Origin of the sequence: Streptomyces sp. Je 1-332, assembly GCF_040730185.1 — a bacterium.
Classification (GTDB): Bacteria; Actinomycetota; Actinomycetes; order Streptomycetales; family Streptomycetaceae; genus Streptomyces.
In genome coordinates this window covers 8,025,445-8,040,839 of sequence record NZ_CP160402.1, presented here as the reverse complement: position 1 = coordinate 8,040,839, position 15,395 = coordinate 8,025,445, and the positions used below count along the sequence as shown (strand labels likewise).

16 protein-coding genes are annotated in these 15,395 nt (G+C 68.8%); 8 read left to right on the top strand and 8 right to left on the bottom strand.

Annotated features, from left to right (window positions below; translation table 11 throughout):
* Window positions 1-45: 45 nt before the first annotated feature.
* A complete protein-coding gene (locus ABXJ52_RS36310) occupies window positions 46-486 on the bottom strand; it encodes a VOC family protein (RefSeq protein WP_367048309.1) in 441 nt (146 codons plus the stop codon).
* 205 nt (window positions 487-691) lie between these two features.
* Between ABXJ52_RS36310 and ABXJ52_RS36305 the strand changes: the two genes are divergently transcribed.
* From ABXJ52_RS36305 to ABXJ52_RS36290, 4 genes are all read left to right on the top strand, one after another.
* Complete coding sequence (locus tag ABXJ52_RS36305; RefSeq protein WP_367048307.1) at window positions 692-1,927, top strand: MFS transporter; 1,236 nt, start codon at window positions 692-694, stop codon at window positions 1,925-1,927.
* Window positions 1,928-2,047: 120 nt separating this feature from the next.
* Window positions 2,048-2,845 (top strand): SDR family oxidoreductase, encoded by a 798-nt coding sequence (locus ABXJ52_RS36300; protein WP_367048305.1) that lies wholly within the window; start codon window positions 2,048-2,050, stop codon window positions 2,843-2,845.
* A 191-nt stretch (window positions 2,846-3,036) separates the two neighbouring features.
* A complete protein-coding gene (locus ABXJ52_RS36295) occupies window positions 3,037-3,648 on the top strand; it encodes a TetR/AcrR family transcriptional regulator (RefSeq protein ID WP_367048303.1) in 612 nt (203 codons plus the stop codon).
* Window positions 3,645-4,070: a DUF6069 family protein gene (locus ABXJ52_RS36290; RefSeq protein WP_367048301.1), complete on the top strand. Its 426-nt coding sequence runs from the start codon at window positions 3,645-3,647 to the stop codon at window positions 4,068-4,070. Before ABXJ52_RS36295 ends, ABXJ52_RS36290 begins: the two co-directional genes overlap by 4 nt.
* Window positions 4,071-4,170: 100 nt before the next feature.
* Here the strand turns inward: ABXJ52_RS36290 and ABXJ52_RS36285 are convergent, their stop codons facing one another.
* Window positions 4,171-4,785: a CGNR zinc finger domain-containing protein gene (locus tag ABXJ52_RS36285; protein ID WP_367048299.1), complete on the bottom strand. Its 615-nt coding sequence runs from the start codon at window positions 4,783-4,785 to the stop codon at window positions 4,171-4,173.
* A gap of 176 nt (window positions 4,786-4,961) precedes the next feature.
* Between ABXJ52_RS36285 and ABXJ52_RS36280 the strand changes: the two genes are divergently transcribed.
* Window positions 4,962-5,705, top strand: coding sequence for a metallophosphoesterase (locus tag ABXJ52_RS36280; RefSeq protein ID WP_367048297.1), 744 nt, complete (start codon window positions 4,962-4,964; stop codon window positions 5,703-5,705).
* Window positions 5,706-5,799: 94 nt separating this feature from the next.
* Here ABXJ52_RS36280 and ABXJ52_RS36275 read toward each other — a convergent pair whose 3' ends face one another.
* On the bottom strand, window positions 5,800-6,636 hold the full coding sequence (locus ABXJ52_RS36275) for a PIG-L family deacetylase (protein WP_367048295.1): 837 nt from the start codon (window positions 6,634-6,636) through the stop codon (window positions 5,800-5,802).
* Window positions 6,637-6,912: 276 nt separating this feature from the next.
* Between ABXJ52_RS36275 and ABXJ52_RS36270 the strand changes: the two genes are divergently transcribed.
* Together ABXJ52_RS36270 and ABXJ52_RS36265 are read left to right on the top strand one after the other, a co-directional pair.
* Window positions 6,913-7,638, top strand: a complete 726-nt coding sequence (locus ABXJ52_RS36270; RefSeq protein WP_367048293.1) for a nucleotidyltransferase domain-containing protein — start codon at window positions 6,913-6,915, stop codon at window positions 7,636-7,638.
* A 198-nt stretch (window positions 7,639-7,836) separates the two neighbouring features.
* A complete protein-coding gene (locus tag ABXJ52_RS36265; RefSeq protein WP_367048291.1) occupies window positions 7,837-8,202 on the top strand; it encodes a hypothetical protein in 366 nt (121 codons plus the stop codon).
* Window positions 8,203-8,319: 117 nt separating this feature from the next.
* Here ABXJ52_RS36265 and ABXJ52_RS36260 read toward each other — a convergent pair whose 3' ends face one another.
* The 5 genes from ABXJ52_RS36260 to ABXJ52_RS36240 form a co-directional block, all read right to left on the bottom strand.
* Window positions 8,320-9,222: a Gfo/Idh/MocA family oxidoreductase gene (locus tag ABXJ52_RS36260; protein WP_367048289.1), complete on the bottom strand. Its 903-nt coding sequence runs from the start codon at window positions 9,220-9,222 to the stop codon at window positions 8,320-8,322.
* A gap of 132 nt (window positions 9,223-9,354) precedes the next feature.
* On the bottom strand, window positions 9,355-10,566 hold the full coding sequence (locus ABXJ52_RS36255; protein WP_367048287.1) for an ROK family protein: 1,212 nt from the start codon (window positions 10,564-10,566) through the stop codon (window positions 9,355-9,357).
* A 119-nt stretch (window positions 10,567-10,685) separates the two neighbouring features.
* Window positions 10,686-11,642 carry a carbohydrate ABC transporter permease gene (locus ABXJ52_RS36250; RefSeq protein ID WP_367048285.1) on the bottom strand — a complete coding sequence of 319 codons (957 nt, stop codon included), beginning with the start codon at window positions 11,640-11,642 and terminating at the stop codon, window positions 10,686-10,688.
* Complete coding sequence (locus ABXJ52_RS36245; protein WP_367048283.1) at window positions 11,639-12,670, bottom strand: sugar ABC transporter permease; 1,032 nt, start codon at window positions 12,668-12,670, stop codon at window positions 11,639-11,641. The genes ABXJ52_RS36250 and ABXJ52_RS36245 overlap by 4 nt, the downstream gene beginning before the upstream one ends.
* Window positions 12,671-12,746: 76 nt before the next feature.
* A complete protein-coding gene (locus tag ABXJ52_RS36240) occupies window positions 12,747-14,153 on the bottom strand; it encodes an extracellular solute-binding protein (RefSeq protein WP_367048281.1) in 1,407 nt (468 codons plus the stop codon).
* 135 nt (window positions 14,154-14,288) lie between these two features.
* Here ABXJ52_RS36240 and ABXJ52_RS36235 point away from each other — a divergent pair, with 135 nt between their 5' ends.
* Window positions 14,289-15,335 (top strand): zinc-binding alcohol dehydrogenase, encoded by a 1,047-nt coding sequence (locus ABXJ52_RS36235; protein WP_367048279.1) that lies wholly within the window; start codon window positions 14,289-14,291, stop codon window positions 15,333-15,335.
* Window positions 15,336-15,395: the final 60 nt, after the last annotated feature.

Sequence of the window (15,395 nt, the reverse complement as noted above, 5' to 3'; positions counted from 1 at the left end):
CACGCTCATGCGGAACAACGCGGCCTGGTGGGATCGTCCCCGGTCTCAGTCCAGTTGCTCGGCCAGTCCTACGATGATGCCCTCGGGGCCGCGGACATAGCAGAGCAGATAGCTGTCCTCGAACCGGGCGATCTCTCCGAGGACTTCGGCGCCGTGCGGGCGCAGGCGGTCAACGGTGTCCTCGAGGTCGTCGACGGCGAACATGACGCGGTGCGTGCCCAGAATGTTGTGCGGTTGGTTGCGCGGCCCGGCGCTGATCGCCGCGGGGCTGCGGTACTTCGACAGCTCGAGCCGGCTGTGTCCGTCCGGAGTGCGGACCATCGCGATGTCACAGTGGACGCCGTCGAGGCCGGTGCACTTGTCGGCGACGGGGCCTTGAACCTCCGCCCTGCCCTCCAGCTCCATACCGAGTTCCACGAAGAACGCGATGGCCGCGTCCATGTCCTCGACGACGATGCCGACATTGTCCATCCGCTGAATCGCCATGCTGGCTTCTCCTTCTTCCTCGTGCGGCCGGTGGTGGCCGCTGATGTCCCTGGGACGGAGCCGATGGCACGTTCTCGACATCCTCGGACCGCCGGACTCCGAAATATTCTGGATCGGTCCCCGGCACCGCTACAGCAGACACTGCACCGCGCTGCCGCAACTTCGCCCCCCTGGCGGTGCGTTCGACCACTGCTAGCCTGCGTCCATGATCACCGGAAGAAAGCCCGGTCGAATAGCTCACATAGCGGGGAATGACAGGCCTGAGCGTGTACTGATCCTGGCCAGCTTCGTGAACCGCGTCGGCAATGGACTCTTCAACGCGGCGTCGGCGCTCTACTTCACGTTGGTCGTGGGTCTACCGCCGGCGCAGGTCGGTGCCGCTCTCACGGTCGCTGGGTTGCTGGGCCTGCTCGCGGGCATACCGGGGGGTCACCTGGCCGATCGACGCGGGCCTCGCACGATCATGGTGCTCGCTCTGGCAGTTCAGGCAGTGGCGATGTCCGCTCTCGTACTGGTCGAGAGCTGGGGCGCACTCACGGTCGTCGCAACCGTCGATCAACTCGCCGCGGCAGTCGGCGGCGCGGCCTGGGGAGCCCTCGTGGTCCGGGTCGGCACCGACCGCCCTGCGCTGTTCAGGGCAAAGCTCCGCACCTACGTCAATCTGGGCGTCGTCCTGGGAACCGTGAGTGCCGGAGTCGCGGTCGCTGCGGATACTCGCACTGCCTACACCGTTCTGATTCTCGGCAATGCGACCAGCTTTGCGCTGTGCGCGCTTCTCTTGTTCTTGCTCCCCCACTACCGAGCGTTGGCGCGACCGCCGGAACAGCGTCGCTGGATCGCTCTCCGCGACCGTCCGTTCGTCGCGTTCACCGCCCTCTATGGTGCGATGGGGCTGCAATACCCGGCGGTGTCTTTGCTTCTGCCGATCTGGATCTCGGAGCACACCGACGCGCCGCGCTGGACCGTGGCCGCGGTATTCGCGCTCAATGCGGGAGTCTGCGTCCTCTTGCAGACCAGAATCGGATCCCGTATCGAAACGCCTCGCGACGGCGGCAGAGCATTCCGCACGGCGGGGCTGCTCTTCCTCCTCAGTTGTCCGATGATGGCCCTGACCGCGCACACTCCGGTGTGGGCGGCCGTCGCCCTCGTCGTCGCGGCGATCTTCGTCCACAGCCTCGGCGAGATCTGGGAGTCCTCGGCCGGATTCGCCCTCGGTTTCGGCCTGGCGCCGGACCATGCGCAAGGCCAGTACCAAGGCCTTCTCGGGCTCGGCTTCAGCGCGGGCCAGGCACTCGCCCCCGCCATCCTCACCACCGTCGTACTCGGACTTGGCACCACCGGCTGGCTGGTCCTCGGCGCGTTCTTCGCCACGGTGGGCGCCGTCGGCCCCTCGCTCGAACGCTGGGGTACGCGAACTCGATCCCAGTTGCTCCCTATGTGATGGGAGGTGGCCGCTGGGCGCAGGAACCGGCGTTTGTGATTCCGGCTCCGGACGCCGAGGGCGTCGCGCCGTTGGGAAAAGTGAGTGCCAGGGGCCGCGTGTCGCGCCAGGATGGGGATCATGAGCGGCGAGACGTACGGGGATGAGCGACGGGACATGGCAGCTTCGGGGCGCCCGCTTGCCCTGGTCACGGGGGCGGGGCGTTCGGCGGGAATCGCGACGTCCGTGGTCGTGGATCTGGCCCGGACGGGCTGGGACGTGGCGTTCACGTACTGGACTCCGTATGACGCGCGGATGCAGTGGGGCGGAGAGCCGGGGGCGCCTGAGAACTTACGGAAGCAGGTGGCGTCACTCGGGGCGAGGGCCCATGCCATCGAGGCGGACCTGAGCGATCCGGTCGTGCCGGCTCAGCTTTTCGACAGCGTCGAGCGCGAACTGGGGAACGTCACCGCGTTGGCGCTCTGCCACTGCGAGTCGGTCGACTCGGGGCTGTTGGACACGACGGTGGAAAGCTTCGACCTGCACTTCGCGGTCAACGCGCGCGCGAGCTGGCTACTGATCCGGGAGTACGGGCTGCGGTTTCGCGGGGAACATGGCAGCGGGCGCATCGTCAGCCTGACCAGCGACCACACAGCCGGCAACCTGCCTTACGGGGCAAGCAAGGGTGCGATGGACCGCATCACGCTGGCCGCCGCGCGTGAACTGGCCCACCTGGGAGTGACCTGCAACGCGGTCAACCCCGGGCCCACCGACACCGGGTGGATGACCGAGGAGCAGAGGGCGGACATGGCCCGCTCTGCTCCCCTGGGGCGCCTGGGCGTGCCGCAGGACTGCGCGAACCTGGTCTCGTTTCTCTGTTCCACCGAGGGCGGATGGATCAACGGCCAGCTTCTCCAGAGCGACGGCGGTCTCGGGTGACCGAGCGCATGCACCCCACCGTCGAACGCCTTGCCAGGCTCATCCCTCAAACCACCGCGACTGCTGAAAGACGCAGGTCCACTTGAGTGGTGTCTGACCGTCAGGTTCAGGGTTAGGGCGAGTACGCCACTCGAACGGAGTGAGTCCTCACTCATTGACGGAGTGAGGACTCACTCCGTAAGCTCACGGTCATGACAGCAGCCAAGGAGAACCCGACCCCCCGCCGCCGCGCCGCCGCCATGTCGCCGGAGCGGCGCCGCGAAATGATCATCCAGACCGCCATCCCGCTGATCGCCGAGTACGGGGCCACGGTGACGACCTCGAAGATCGCCCGCGCCGCGGGCATCGGCGAGGGCACGATCTTCCGTGTCTTCGCCGACAAGGACGAACTGCTGCAGGCCTGCGTGGCCGAGGCCCTCTCCCCCGAGCACGCGATCCGCGAGCTCGACGCGATCGACGTGTCCCAGCCTCTGCCCGACCGGCTCGCGGAGGCGGCCGAGGCGCTGCAGGCGCACATGGACAGGATGGGCGCGATCGTCGGCTCGCTGGGGCATCGCGGCGGCAAGCACCCCGGAACGGTGCGCGGCGCGGGCCGCCAAGAGTCGACGTCCCGTATCCGCGCAGCCCTCGCGGAGCTACTGGAGCCGGAGAGGGCGGCCTTGCGCCGGCCGCCCGAGCAGATCGCCGCCCTCTTCTTCGGGCTGCTCTTCACCCAGCCGCGAACGGAGGACGAACCCGACCTGACCGCTCAGGAGCTGGTGGACGTCTTCCTGCACGGAGCGGTCTCGGGGGGCGTCAAGTGAGCGCGCCGAGAAGGCGCCTGGTGGTTACGGCGTTAGCCGTCCTGACCGCCGCCCTGGTGTGGCTGATCGCGGACCCCCTGCTGGGACATCGGCTGCAAATCGCCGACGGCGAGCAGACCCTTCACATCGGAGCCGCACCGGTGGCGTCGGTAGCGCTGCTGGCATCGCTCTCCGCCTGGGAGTTGTTGGCCACCCTGGAGCGGTTTACGGCACACCGCGCCCGCGCCATCTGGACCTGGGCAGCCAGTGTCGTACTGGCTGTGTCTTTCCTGCCGTTCATCGGCGACGGCATGGACGGCGGCACCCGGTCCGCCCTCGCTCTGATGCACCTGGCGGTGGCGGCGGTACTGATCCCGGGGCTGGCCGGCAGGGGCCCCGGGACGCGGAGCAACGACAGTGATGTGACAGGCGCGCGGCGCTGACGCACGGGGGAAGGTGGCGCTGAACGCCAGAGCCCGGCCGTCCTGGGACCACTGGGGCGGTCGGTGCTTTCGTTCATGGCTCAGCCCGCCGAAGGGGACATCACAAGGCGGGGCCACCCTCCGGTGTCAGGCGCTGGCGTCGGTAATGGCGCGCTGCCCGGGCGCGGTTTCCGCAGGACGGTTTGCACCACTCCTGTCGCCCATGGGACTTGACGAAGTAGCGCACGCAACGCGGAGCGGCGCAGGCGCGTAGGTGCTCGCGCTGGGGGCCGCTCAGGAAGTCGATGGCGTCGCGGCTCAACGTGGCCATGAGCCGGGTCCTCAGGTTGCTCTCCGGCGACTGCAGAAGGGCAGTAGGTGATCCTTCTGACGGCCAGTCCAACTGCGGGACGACTGGTTCGCCGGCAGCGACGGCGTTGATGTGCGCTATCGCCTGGTCGGCCGGCATCAGCCGGCGCGCGTCCGCCGGGCTGGGGGGCGCCGGGCTGACCGTTCGTGCGAACAGCGCGCGAATCGCGCGCCGCAGCTCGATGATCTCGCTCCTGAGGCCTTCGTCCACGGCGATCTCTCCCGGCGCGACGTGTACAGCCAGGAGGTCGGCCTGAGCCTGGATCCAGTGGCCCGTTCCACGCACCGTGGCGAGGTCGTCGGCGACGCCGCCGTCTCCGTCGTGGCGGATCGTGCTCGCCAACTCCAGTGCCAGCCAACGTTCCATCAGCGCCTCCGTCCGGATCTGTCTGCGTCAGCTACTTGATCACACGCTCACGTACACCCTAGAGTCCCTAACGGTTAAATGATAATTACCGTTAGACGCTGGGAGGGCGAAGATCTGTCCCGGCGTGGAACAGCGGTCAGGTCGTCTCGAAGCAGACGAATTACGGGGGATGGATCATGACAGTGTTGCTTGCCCAGATCAGCGACCTGCACCTGGACGGCAGTCAGAGGTCCATCCGGCGAGCCGACCGCGTCATGGACTACCTGCGAGCCCTGCCCCGCCCGGTCGACGCCCTGTTGGTCACCGGGGACATCGCAGACCACGGCACAGAGGCGGAGTACGAGGAAGCGGTGCGCATCCTCAAGGCCCCTTTCCCGGTGCTCACTTGCCCCGGCAACCACGACGCGCGTCCGGCCTACCGCAAGGCCCTGCTCGGAGAGACCCCCGGCACCTGCCCCATCAACCGGCTGCACCACATAGCCGGGGCCGCCATCTTCATGTGCGACTCGACGATCCCCGGCCGCGACGAGGGGCGCCTCGATGCCGAGACACTTGACTGGCTCGACACCCAGCTCGCGGGCCTGCCGCACGGCACCCCCGCGCTGATGGCCTTCCATCAGCCACCGGTCGAGCTCCACCATCCCCTGCCCGACTCCGGAATGCTCGAACAGCCCGAGCGACTGGCCGGCCTGCTTCAGGCGCACCCCCAGGTCGTCGCCGTCCTGACCGGCCACGCTCACACGGCGGCAGCCTCGACCTTTGCCGCTCGCCCACTGATCGTCGGACCGGCCGTCACCTGGACCCTGCGCATGCCTTGGGAGAGCGACCACCCCGCCGACCGCGACCAGCCCCCCGGCCTCGCTTTCCACGTCCTGGGCGACGACCGACGCCTCACCACCCACTACCGCGTTGTGCTCTGACCTGGCGCAGGTCGCGGGTGGACGACGCTGCAGGTACGCAAGGAGATGCGCGCGCCGATCGGATGACTGGCGCGCGCTGCCCCTGTCGGGTGGATCAGCGGAGTCCGGCGAACAGGTCGTTCTCCGGTACGGCCGCGCCGGTGGAGTCCGCGACGCGCACGAAGGTCTCCATGCCCATCAACTCGCCGAACCTTTCCTTGCCCATCCTGAGGAAGAAGATGTTCTCGCCCTGACTGGCGTGCGCGGCCAGCGCATCGAACTTCTGGCCGCTGAAGGCGGTGGTGTCCACCCACGTGGTGATCTCGTCGTCGGGGAGGCCGATCTCCGCCAGCGCCGCGGCCTCGGCGGGATCCGGCTCCGGCATGTCCTCCTGGAACTCGCGCATGGTCTCCCCGAACCGTTGCATCGCCGAGCGGGGCATCGTCGTCCAGTACACCTTCGGTGTCAGCGTGGTCATCGCCAGCGCCGCCATCGTGATGCGGTGGGCCTGGATGTGGTCGGGGTGGCCGTAGAAGCCGTTCTCGTCGTACGTGACGACCACATCGGGGCGGTAGTGCCGCATGAGTTCCGCGAGGCGGGCGGCGCCTTCCTCGACGGGGGTCTGCCAGAAGGCCCCGGGGGCGTCGTTGCTCGACCAGCCCATCATCCCGGAGTCGGCATAGTCCAGCGTCTCCAGATCGCTGATCTTCAGGACGTCACAGCTCTCCCTGAGTTCCTGACGGCGCATCTGGGCGACGGCCGCCGGGTCGTGGCCGGGATCGCCTGGCTTGACGCCCCCCGGCCCGTCCCCGCAACCGCCGTCGGTACAGGTCACGAGAACCGTACGGAATCCTTCCGCCGCATACCGCGCGAGGACACCTCCGGTTCCGGTGGCCTCGTCGTCGGGGTGGGCGTGTACTGCCATGAGTGTCAAAGGCCGGTAGTCAGTCATAAGAAACAGTCCTCCTGGAAGAAATTATCTCGACCCAGGCGTCATGGCCCAGGCCCCTCTGCGCGGCGTGCGCCCCACGATCCTGGGGCGCGGGCGCCCGAATCCCGGTGGGGCCGACGACCTCGTACTCTCCGATTCCCGGCCGTCGGGCGCCGGTGCCCCGTCGGTGCAACAGCACCGCCCGGATCACCTGTTCCCGGCACGGGCGCCCAGTTTTCCAGGTGTGGCCGCAGCGTCCGTCAGGCTGCTGCGGACAAGCTGGCACGATGAGCGCCCATGGACGATCAAGAAGCTGTCGAAGCCCAAGCTCTCCGTGTGGTCGACGAGCTCTTCCCGCATGCCCTGGGCGCCCTGCTCGGAGGTTCCGCCGCTCTAGGTCGCGCCACTCCTGCCAGCGATCTGGATGTGGCCGTTCTCCTCCCCGACTCCGATACGAGCCGCCGGGAGGTGATCCGTCATGATGGCCGCATAGTCGAGTTGTTCCTGAACACCCTTGCGGACATACCGGAGTTCTTCGCCTGGGACCGAGCCCGGCGTCGCGGCACCGTCCTCTTCGTCTACGACCAAGGTCTGCCCCTGGCTGATCCGCACGGGCACGTGGCCCGTGCACGCCAGCTGGCTCGAAGCGTGCTCGCGTCCGGTCCCCCGCCGCTCACCGAGGCCGAATGGGAACACGGCCGCTACGCCCTCACCTGCTTCCTGGACGACCTCAGCGACATCCCACCGGCAGACCGGTACGAACAGCTCTCCCTCGCCGACCAGGTGCTGCGCTTGGCGGCTGACCTGGTCACCGCCCATCACAGTGCCTGGACAGGGATCGGCAAGTGGCTTCCCCGTCGGCTGCTGATCGCGGATCCCGCCCTGGGCACAGCCCTGCTGGCCGGGCACCGCGCCGTGGCCGAGCACGCCGACCCGGCGCCGTTGGCCGCTGCGGTCGAGCAGGCTCTCGACTTGGTCGGGGGCCCCTTGATGGAGGGATACGTGCAGCGCTGGCGCGCGTGAGCACGCGGTGCGGCCCCCGCGCGGGGGCGACGCTCACCAGTAGTCGAACCCTTCTTGTTTCACGAGGCGTTGAACGGCAACACGGACTCCATGGCTGACGAGAGAAGAAATTCCAGTGACAGCGCCGGTAACGCCCGGCAGAGCACGAAGGCAACTGCCGCCAAGGGGCGGTCCGCTGCGAGTACAGGAGCGAGCAAGGTGAACACCACTGCACAGAAGGCCAAGCAGGAGTCGGCCGAGGCTGCCGAGAAGGCGAAGGGGACCGCCGGGGAGGCGGCCGATGCCGCCGGTTCTGGTGCGCATTCGTTCGGGCTCGCGACACAGCGTGCGAAGCAGGCGGCAGCCGCGGGTATCGAGAGCGGCGGCAAGACGGTGGTGTCGGCCTCCGGCAAGGTCGCTTCCACGGCAGTCGCCGGCTGGACCTTGGTGAAGAACCGCAAGGCCATTGCCGCGGGGGCCGCCGCCGGTCTGGTCAGTGTGGTCGGTGTTTCCTTCACCGCCGGGCGCCGGACCGCGAAGGTCCAGGGCGGACCGTTGACGCGGCTGACACATGGGCGCATCTGACTTCTGCCGCATAAATCATCCACTGAAGGCGTCAGGGCGGAGAGGGATTGTCCCTCTCCACCCTGACGCCTTCAGTCGTAGAGCCCGCTGTCGCGCTGGCAGGGGGCGCCCGTATCGTCAGCCCGCGGCGTGGTCGAGCAGTCGCTGGATGTGCAGGCCGTGGGCCGCGTCGATTCCCGTTCCGTGGCCCGTACGGACCGCGGTGGCGAACTCGCGGCGCAGAATGGGCCAGCACTCCTCGTGGTCGATGCCCGCCGTGTCGTAGACCAGTTCTTCGCCGGGCCCGAAGAGCTCCACCCGCGTCCTGGCCCGCGGCAGGTTCACGCTGCCGGACAGGGAAGCCTGACTGATCGCCCCGTTCTCGTGTTCACAGGTCAGTTCGATCCAACGCCTCGGATCACCCGTGGCACGTACGGAGACGATCGGGGCGACCGCGGTGTCGAGCAGGTCCAGGAGGTGCGGGCCCAGATCGAGCAGCGCGCCGTGCTCCAGTCGCCACCCGGTGGCGAAGTCGCCCCCGAGAAAGGCACCGTGCAGGTAGCACGAGCGGGCACCGGACACCTCCCGCGTCGCCGCTTCGGCGAGGAAGGCGCGGGTGGCCGGGTGGTACCGCTTGGTGAGGACGAGCTGGGAGATCACCTGATGCTCGGCAACCGCGTCCGCGACTCCGCGGGCGGCGTCCAGGTCGACACCGAGCGGCTTCTCCAGGAGCAGTGCGCGGCCCGCCGCGGCGGCACGCGGGGCGAGGGCGGACTGCACGGCCGGCGGTACGGCGAAGGCCACTGCCTCGGACATGTCGAGGAGTTCCTCGTAGGAGGCGGCGACCGGAGCACCGTACGCCGCGGCGACCTCGGCGGCAGCCTCGGGCCGACGGGCCCAGACCCCCGCGAGGGTCGTCTCCGGGCCCGCTGCCAGCATGCGCGCATGCATGGCACGGGCCCACGGACCGGCCCCCACGAGGCCTACGCGGACAGGCGCATGGGCCCAAGCGGCGGCGTCGGGGGCGCTGAGGTGGGGCATGGTGCTACTCCGGGGTGTGCGTGTGTGTGGCCTGTGGTGCGCGTGTGTGTGGCCTGTGGTGCGCGTGTGTGTGGCCTGTGGTGCGCGTGGCCTGTAGTGCGCGGAAGTGGGCCCGGCGTCGCGCGCCAGCGGTCACCTGTCACCGGGGGCGAGGAGCGCGGCAAGGCGCGCATCCGCCGTCTCCGGCGCGTAGAGGTGTTCGACGACCATAAGGGTGGCGCCCATCAGGGCGGCGTGGTCGCCCAGTTCCGACGTGACGACCTGGAGGTGGGAGGTGGTGCGCGGCATGGCGCGTTGGTAGAGGAGTTCACGCACACCGGTGAGGAAGGGTGTTCCGGCCAGGTCGCCGGTGAGGACCAGGACGCCGGGGTTCAGCAAGGTGACGACGGTGACGAGGACTTCGCCCACGCGCTGGCCCGCCTCCCGGGCGAAGCGCGTGGCGTCCGGGTGACCCGTGGCCAGGTGGGCGCGGACGTCGGATCCCGATGCGGTGGGCACTCCGGCGGCGGTGAGCTGCCTGGCGATGGCGCCACCACTGGCGACCGCGGCGAGACAGCCGTAGGAACCGCACATGCACAGGGCGTCAGGGCGGTCGTGCAGACGGATGTGGCCGATGTCACCGGCCCCACCGTCGATGCCTCGGTAGACCTCTCCGCCGACGATGACGCCAGCGCCGATGCCGGTGGAAGCCTTGATCAGGACGAAGGCACTGCAGTCGGGGTGACCGACTCGCTGCTCCGCCAAGGCCATCAGGTTGGCGTCGTTGTCGACGTAGACGGGCGGGGGCCCCGCATCGGACGCGGGGCCGATGTGCTCCGCCCACGCTTCGCGCAGTCGTTCCCGTACGGGGAAGCGGTCCCAGCCCGGCATGATCGGCGGCTGCACGATCTGGGCCGTCTCCCAGTCGACCGGGCCGGGCACGGAAAGGCCGATGCCGCAGACCCGTGCCGCGTCGGCACCTGCCTCGGCGAGCAGAGGGGCGAACCAGCGGGCCAGTTCGTCCAGGACGCGGTCGGGGCCGTCGCCGATGAGGAGGGCGCCGCTGTGCTCGGCGAGGACCTTTCCCGACAGGTCGAGCACCGCGGCGCGCGCGTGCCGGGTCTCCAGGTCAGCGGCGATCACCACGGCGTGCGTCGGGTCGAACTCCAGGCGGGCGGAGGGGCGTCCGCCGGTGGAGGCGCCCGTCGCGTCGCGCAGCCAGCCGGCCGCGAAGAGCTGGTCGAGCCGGTGGCCCACCGTCGACCGGGAGAGTCCGGTGGCCTGCTGGAGTGCTCCGCGCGTGGTGGCCTGTCCGCTGCGGATGAGCTGCAGCAGGTGCCCTGCGCTGGCCTGGTTTCCTGCCATGCCCGCCGTCCCCGTCCTGTCCTGTTGATCTGTGCCGTGTCGTGCGTGTGATGCGTGTGGTGCATGCCGTCGGCCGGTCGAGCCGTACGGCTGTTGGCTGCCGTCGTGCTGAGCCGGTGTCAGCCCTTGTCCGCGCCGCTGGTCAGGCCCTCGGTCAGGAGCCGTTCGGCGGCGAAGAACAGGAGTACCACGGGGATGGTGAGGATGACCGACCCGGCCATCAGTACGGTCTTGGACACCTCGATGCCGTTGGCCAGTTGCTGCAGTCCCAGCGAGACCGTCCACTTGTCGGGCTCGGCGGCCAGGAAGAGGAGCGCGAAGAGGAATTCGTTCCACGCGATCATGAATACGTAAAGGCCGGTGGCCATCAGGGTAGGCGTGGCGAGCGGCAGGATGATCTTGCGGACGGTCTGCAGCCGTGAGGCCCCGTCGATCGCCGCCGCTTCCTCGATGCTGTGGGGGATGGTGACGAAGTAGTTCTTCAGCATGTAGATCGAGACCGGGACCGTCTGGGCGATGTAGACGATGGCCAGACCGACGAGACTGCCGGAGAGCCCCATCTTCGCGAACATGACGAAGAGCGGCACCGCGAGCAGCGTCGCGGGGAAGAGGTAGACGGCCAGGAAGATGGCGCTGACGTGCCGGTTGCCGAAGAACTTCAGTCGGCTGACCGCGTACGCGCCGGGTACCGCGGCGGCCAGGGTCAGCAGGACCGTGGCGACGGCGACGAGTGCCGAGTTGAGCAGCATGCCGAGGAAGCCCTGGCCGCCGTCGGAGGACGACTTGAGGACGTTCTCGTACGTGCTGAGGGTGAAGTCCTTGGCCGAGACCCAGAGGTTGCCGGGGTCGAGAAGCAGTGCGTCGATGGGCTTCACCGACAGCAGGAGCATGTAGTAGAAGGGCACGATCGTGATCGCGGCGAGGAAGGCGATCACGACCCAGCGCAGGACGCCGAAGAAGCGCTCCTCGAACTGCGCGCGGGTCGGACGCGGCGTGCGGCGCCGAGGCTCGGAGCGGGGGCCGTCCGGCTGCGGCTGCTCGGTCCCCGCTCGGGTCATCGTCTGGGTCCGGGTCATGCCGACTCCTCCTGCACCTTCTTGCCGAAGAACTTGAAATAGATGCCCAGGAGGGCCATCAGCGCGACGGCCAGGACCAGTGCCTGGGCGGATGCGGCGCCGACGTCGAAGCGTGAGGTGAGGAAGTCGTAGACACGTACGGCCACGACGTCCGTGCCGGAGCCGCCGCCCGTGAGCAGGTAGATGTCGTCGAACTTGTTGAACGTCATGATGAAGCGCAGGACGGACAACAGCGCGATGACGGGCATCAGTTGCGGCAGCAGGATGTGGCGGAAGCGCTGGGTCAGCGTGGCTCCGTCGACTTCCGCGGCCTCTTCCAGGCTGCTGGGTACGGCCTGGAGGCGGGCGAGCATGAAGAGGAAGGCGAAGGGGAAGTAGCGCCAGGTCTCGAAGGCTATGACGGTGAGCAGTGCCAGCGGGATGTCGAAGTGCACGCCGAGCAGGCTCACTTCGTAGGACCGGGTGGACAGGAACGCGATCGGGTCGTCCCAGCCGAAGAGCTTGTGGCCCCATTCGTTGACGATGCCGAACTGGGGGCTGAGCGCCACTTCCCAGACGAAGGCGACGGCGACCACCGGCGCGACGTACGGCAGGAGCATCGCGGCCCGCAGGATGCCCCGGCCGCGGAAGGGCTTGCGCAGGGCGAGTGCCGCGATGAGACCGAGGACGACGGAGCCCGCGGTGGAGCCGACGGTGTAGAGCAGCGTGGTACCGAGGCTGCTCCAGAAGCCGGGCGAGCCGAATACCTGCTCGAAGTTGGCGAGGGTCCAGCGGCCGAAGAGACCGCTGTCCTGGATGTTGACGAGCTTGGCGTGCTGGAAGGCGAGCAGGACGGTCCACAGGATCGGCAGGATCACCACGACCAGGACCACCAGGAAGGTGGGGGTCACGAAGGCGAGTCCGGCGCGGTTCTCCCGCTTGCTGGCGGACTGCGGCTGGTTCTTGCCGGAGAGTTGCGGCTGGTTCTTGCCGGCAGGCCGGGATTGGTGGTCGCGGCGCTTCTTCGCGCCGCTCTGGAGTGTGCTCATGGATGGGTTACCTCGAAGAAGGAGCGCCGGGAAGAGCGCCTGAAGGACCGTCTGAGGGGAGCGCCTGTGCGGCCGGCTACTGGAGGGACTTCTGGAGGGCGGCCACCTCGTCGTTGGCCTCCTCGGCGGCTTCGTCCGGTGAGATCTGGCCGCTGGTCATCGCGCCGATGGCCTTGGCCACGGGCAGTTCTCCGTTGGTGGCCCCCACCAACGTGCCCTGACCCTCGGTGAGGCCCCAGCGCTTCATGTTGCCCACGCCCGCGACGAGCCGGTCCAGGAGCTCCGGCGGGTAGGCCTTCTGCATGGAGGCGCGGCGGTCGACTCCCATGACGCTGGAGCGCCAGGCCCGGTCGAAGGTTCCGGGCTCGCTCTGGGTGCCGGTACGGACCGGGATCTTGCCCTCGGGGGCCATGCCGAACCAGTCCTCGTACCCCTTGCTCATCATGTACTCGATGAACTTGCGGGAGGCGCCGGTCTCGGCGGTCCTGGTGACGGCCCAGGAGGTGATCTCGCCGAACTGGGCGGGTTCCTTGCCGTCGGGGCCCTGCAGAGCGGTGATCACGTTGGTGTTGCGGGCGAGGAACTTGGGGTCCTTCTTGCACTGCGGGCAGCTGGGCAGCGCGTCCGAGCGCAGGCCGGCCAACTCGTCGAGCAGGAAGGACGACCAGATCATCATCGAGGACTTGCCCGCGAAGTAGGTGGCGCGGGTGGTGTCCACGCTCTGGGTGCCGGAGGCGCCGTGTTCGCGGGCGAGATCGTCGTACGCGGCGAAGGCCTCACGGCACTGCGGTGAGTCGAGCGCGGGTTTGCCGGCCGCGTCGACCAGCCGGCAGCCGTTGGCCAGGGCGAGGTCCTCGAAGCTCTGCTGTGTGAAGACGTCCGAGGGGTCGGTGGCGGCGGACATGCCCGCCCTGCCGTCGCTGTCGAGAGCGGCCGCCGCTTTCCGGGCCTTCGTGTAGGTGTCCGGGGCCTTGAGGCCGGCTTCGGCGAAGAGGTCCTTTCGGTAGACCAGCAGCTGGAGCCAGGCGTCGGAGGGGACGCCGAGGCGGGTGCCGTGGTCCTCGGTCAGGGACAGGGCGTTGGCGTTGAAGGTGTCCGGGTCCAGGTCCTGGACGATCTGTTCGGCGACCTTCGTGTTCAGCAGGCCGTTGCCGTACATCTGCCAGACCTGGCCCATGGGGACGGCGCCGATGACGTCCGGGAGCTTGCCGGATGCGGCCGCCGACATGATCAGCTGCGGCAGCTGCGCCTCGTCCACGCCGACCAGGTTCACCTTGACGCCCGTCTCCTTCTCGAAACGGCTGACGATCTTCTCGGTCGCCGCCATCCGGGGAGGGAGGTTCTCCTGTGACCACACCGTGATCGTGTTGTCGGCCTGCCGCTCGGCGTCGGAGCTGCCGGAGCAGCCGGCGAGCAGGCCCGCGGCCAAGGTCGCCGCGAGCCCGAACCGGGCCGCCCTCGACCGCCGGGTTTTCATCAACATGCTGTGTCCTCACGCCACTCACGCACTGTCCCGAGCATCTCAGCACCACTTTTGCGTATTGACAAGACATAACTCTGAGATACCTTCGACGTAAGTCAGCGAGTAACACCCATTCCCAGCACTACCGGAGCTCCCGTGGAACGCGTCGTCCAGTTCACCGGCCCCCGTCAGGTCGAAGTAGCCGAGCACGAGAGTGCGCCGTTGCCCGCAGGACATCTGCGGGTGCGCACCCGCTACTCCGGCATCTCCGCGGGCACCGAACTCACCGCCTACCGGGGCACGAACCCCTACCTGACGCGCACCTGGGACGCCGAGGCGCGGATCTTCCGCGACGGCGCCGCCGGCATCGAGTACCCGGTCGCCGGGTGGGGCTACTCCGAGGTCGGCGAGGTCACCGAGGTCTCCCCCGAACTCGTGGACACGCCCGGCATGCCGGCCCGCGGCGACCTCGTGTGGGGCATCTGGGGCCACCGCAGCGAGGGCATCGTCCCCGCCGAGCGCATGATCGGCCACACCCTGCCCGCCGGTCTCGAACCCCTGGCCGGGGCTTTCGCCCGGGTCGGCGCCATCGCGTACAACGCGGTGCTCGCCGCCGACATCCACCTCGGCGAGGAGGTGGCGGTCTTCGGCCAGGGCGTCATCGGCCTGCTCACCACCCGCCTTGCCCAGCTCAACGGCGCCCGCGTCACCGCCGTGGACGCCCTGGACGGACGTCTGGTGACGGCCCGTGAGTACGGCGCGCGGCACACTCTCAACGCTCGCACCGACACCGTCGCCGAACGCATCCGCGAGGCCACCGGCGGCACGGGCGCCGATGTCGCCATCGAGATCAGCGGCGTGTACCCGGCCCTGCACGAGGCCCTGCGATCCGTGACCGTGGGCGGCCGCGTCGTGGCGTCCGGCTTCTACCAGGGCGACGGAGCGGGGCTGCGCCTGGGCGACGAGTTCCACCACAACCGGGTGCAGCTGATCTGCTCCCAGATCGGCGGAGTTCCCCCGCAGCTGGCCGGACGGTGGACCGTCGAGCGGCTGCAGCAGACGTTCCTTTCGCTGGTCGCCGAGGGCCAGGTCGACGTGAAGTCCCTGGTCAGTCACGTCGTGCCGGTGGCGGACGCCGCCGATGCCTACGTGCTGCTCGACGAGCGGCCCGCCGACGCCCTGCAGATCGTGCTGGAGTTCTGAACCCCGCGCACGGCCAGGCGCACGGCCTCGGCACACGAGCAGTTACCCAGACACACCAGA

Coding starts and splice junctions, on each gene's coding strand:
- ABXJ52_RS36310 (WP_367048309.1), bottom strand. CDS start 486: ATGGCGATTCAGCGGATGGACAATGTCGGCATCGTCGTCGAGGACATG.
- ABXJ52_RS36305 (WP_367048307.1), top strand. CDS start 692: ATGATCACCGGAAGAAAGCCCGGTCGAATAGCTCACATAGCGGGGAAT.
- ABXJ52_RS36300 (WP_367048305.1), top strand. CDS start 2,048: ATGAGCGGCGAGACGTACGGGGATGAGCGACGGGACATGGCAGCTTCG.
- ABXJ52_RS36295 (WP_367048303.1), top strand. CDS start 3,037: ATGACAGCAGCCAAGGAGAACCCGACCCCCCGCCGCCGCGCCGCCGCC.
- ABXJ52_RS36285 (WP_367048299.1), bottom strand. CDS start 4,785: ATGGAACGTTGGCTGGCACTGGAGTTGGCGAGCACGATCCGCCACGAC.
- ABXJ52_RS36280 (WP_367048297.1), top strand. CDS start 4,962: ATGACAGTGTTGCTTGCCCAGATCAGCGACCTGCACCTGGACGGCAGT.
- ABXJ52_RS36275 (WP_367048295.1), bottom strand. CDS start 6,636: ATGACTGACTACCGGCCTTTGACACTCATGGCAGTACACGCCCACCCC.
- ABXJ52_RS36270 (WP_367048293.1), top strand. CDS start 6,913: ATGGACGATCAAGAAGCTGTCGAAGCCCAAGCTCTCCGTGTGGTCGAC.
- ABXJ52_RS36260 (WP_367048289.1), bottom strand. CDS start 9,222: ATGCCCCACCTCAGCGCCCCCGACGCCGCCGCTTGGGCCCATGCGCCT.
- ABXJ52_RS36255 (WP_367048287.1), bottom strand. CDS start 10,566: ATGGCAGGAAACCAGGCCAGCGCAGGGCACCTGCTGCAGCTCATCCGC.
- ABXJ52_RS36250 (WP_367048285.1), bottom strand. CDS start 11,642: ATGACCCGGACCCAGACGATGACCCGAGCGGGGACCGAGCAGCCGCAG.
- ABXJ52_RS36245 (WP_367048283.1), bottom strand. CDS start 12,670: ATGAGCACACTCCAGAGCGGCGCGAAGAAGCGCCGCGACCACCAATCC.
- ABXJ52_RS36240 (WP_367048281.1), bottom strand. CDS start 14,153: ATGTTGATGAAAACCCGGCGGTCGAGGGCGGCCCGGTTCGGGCTCGCG.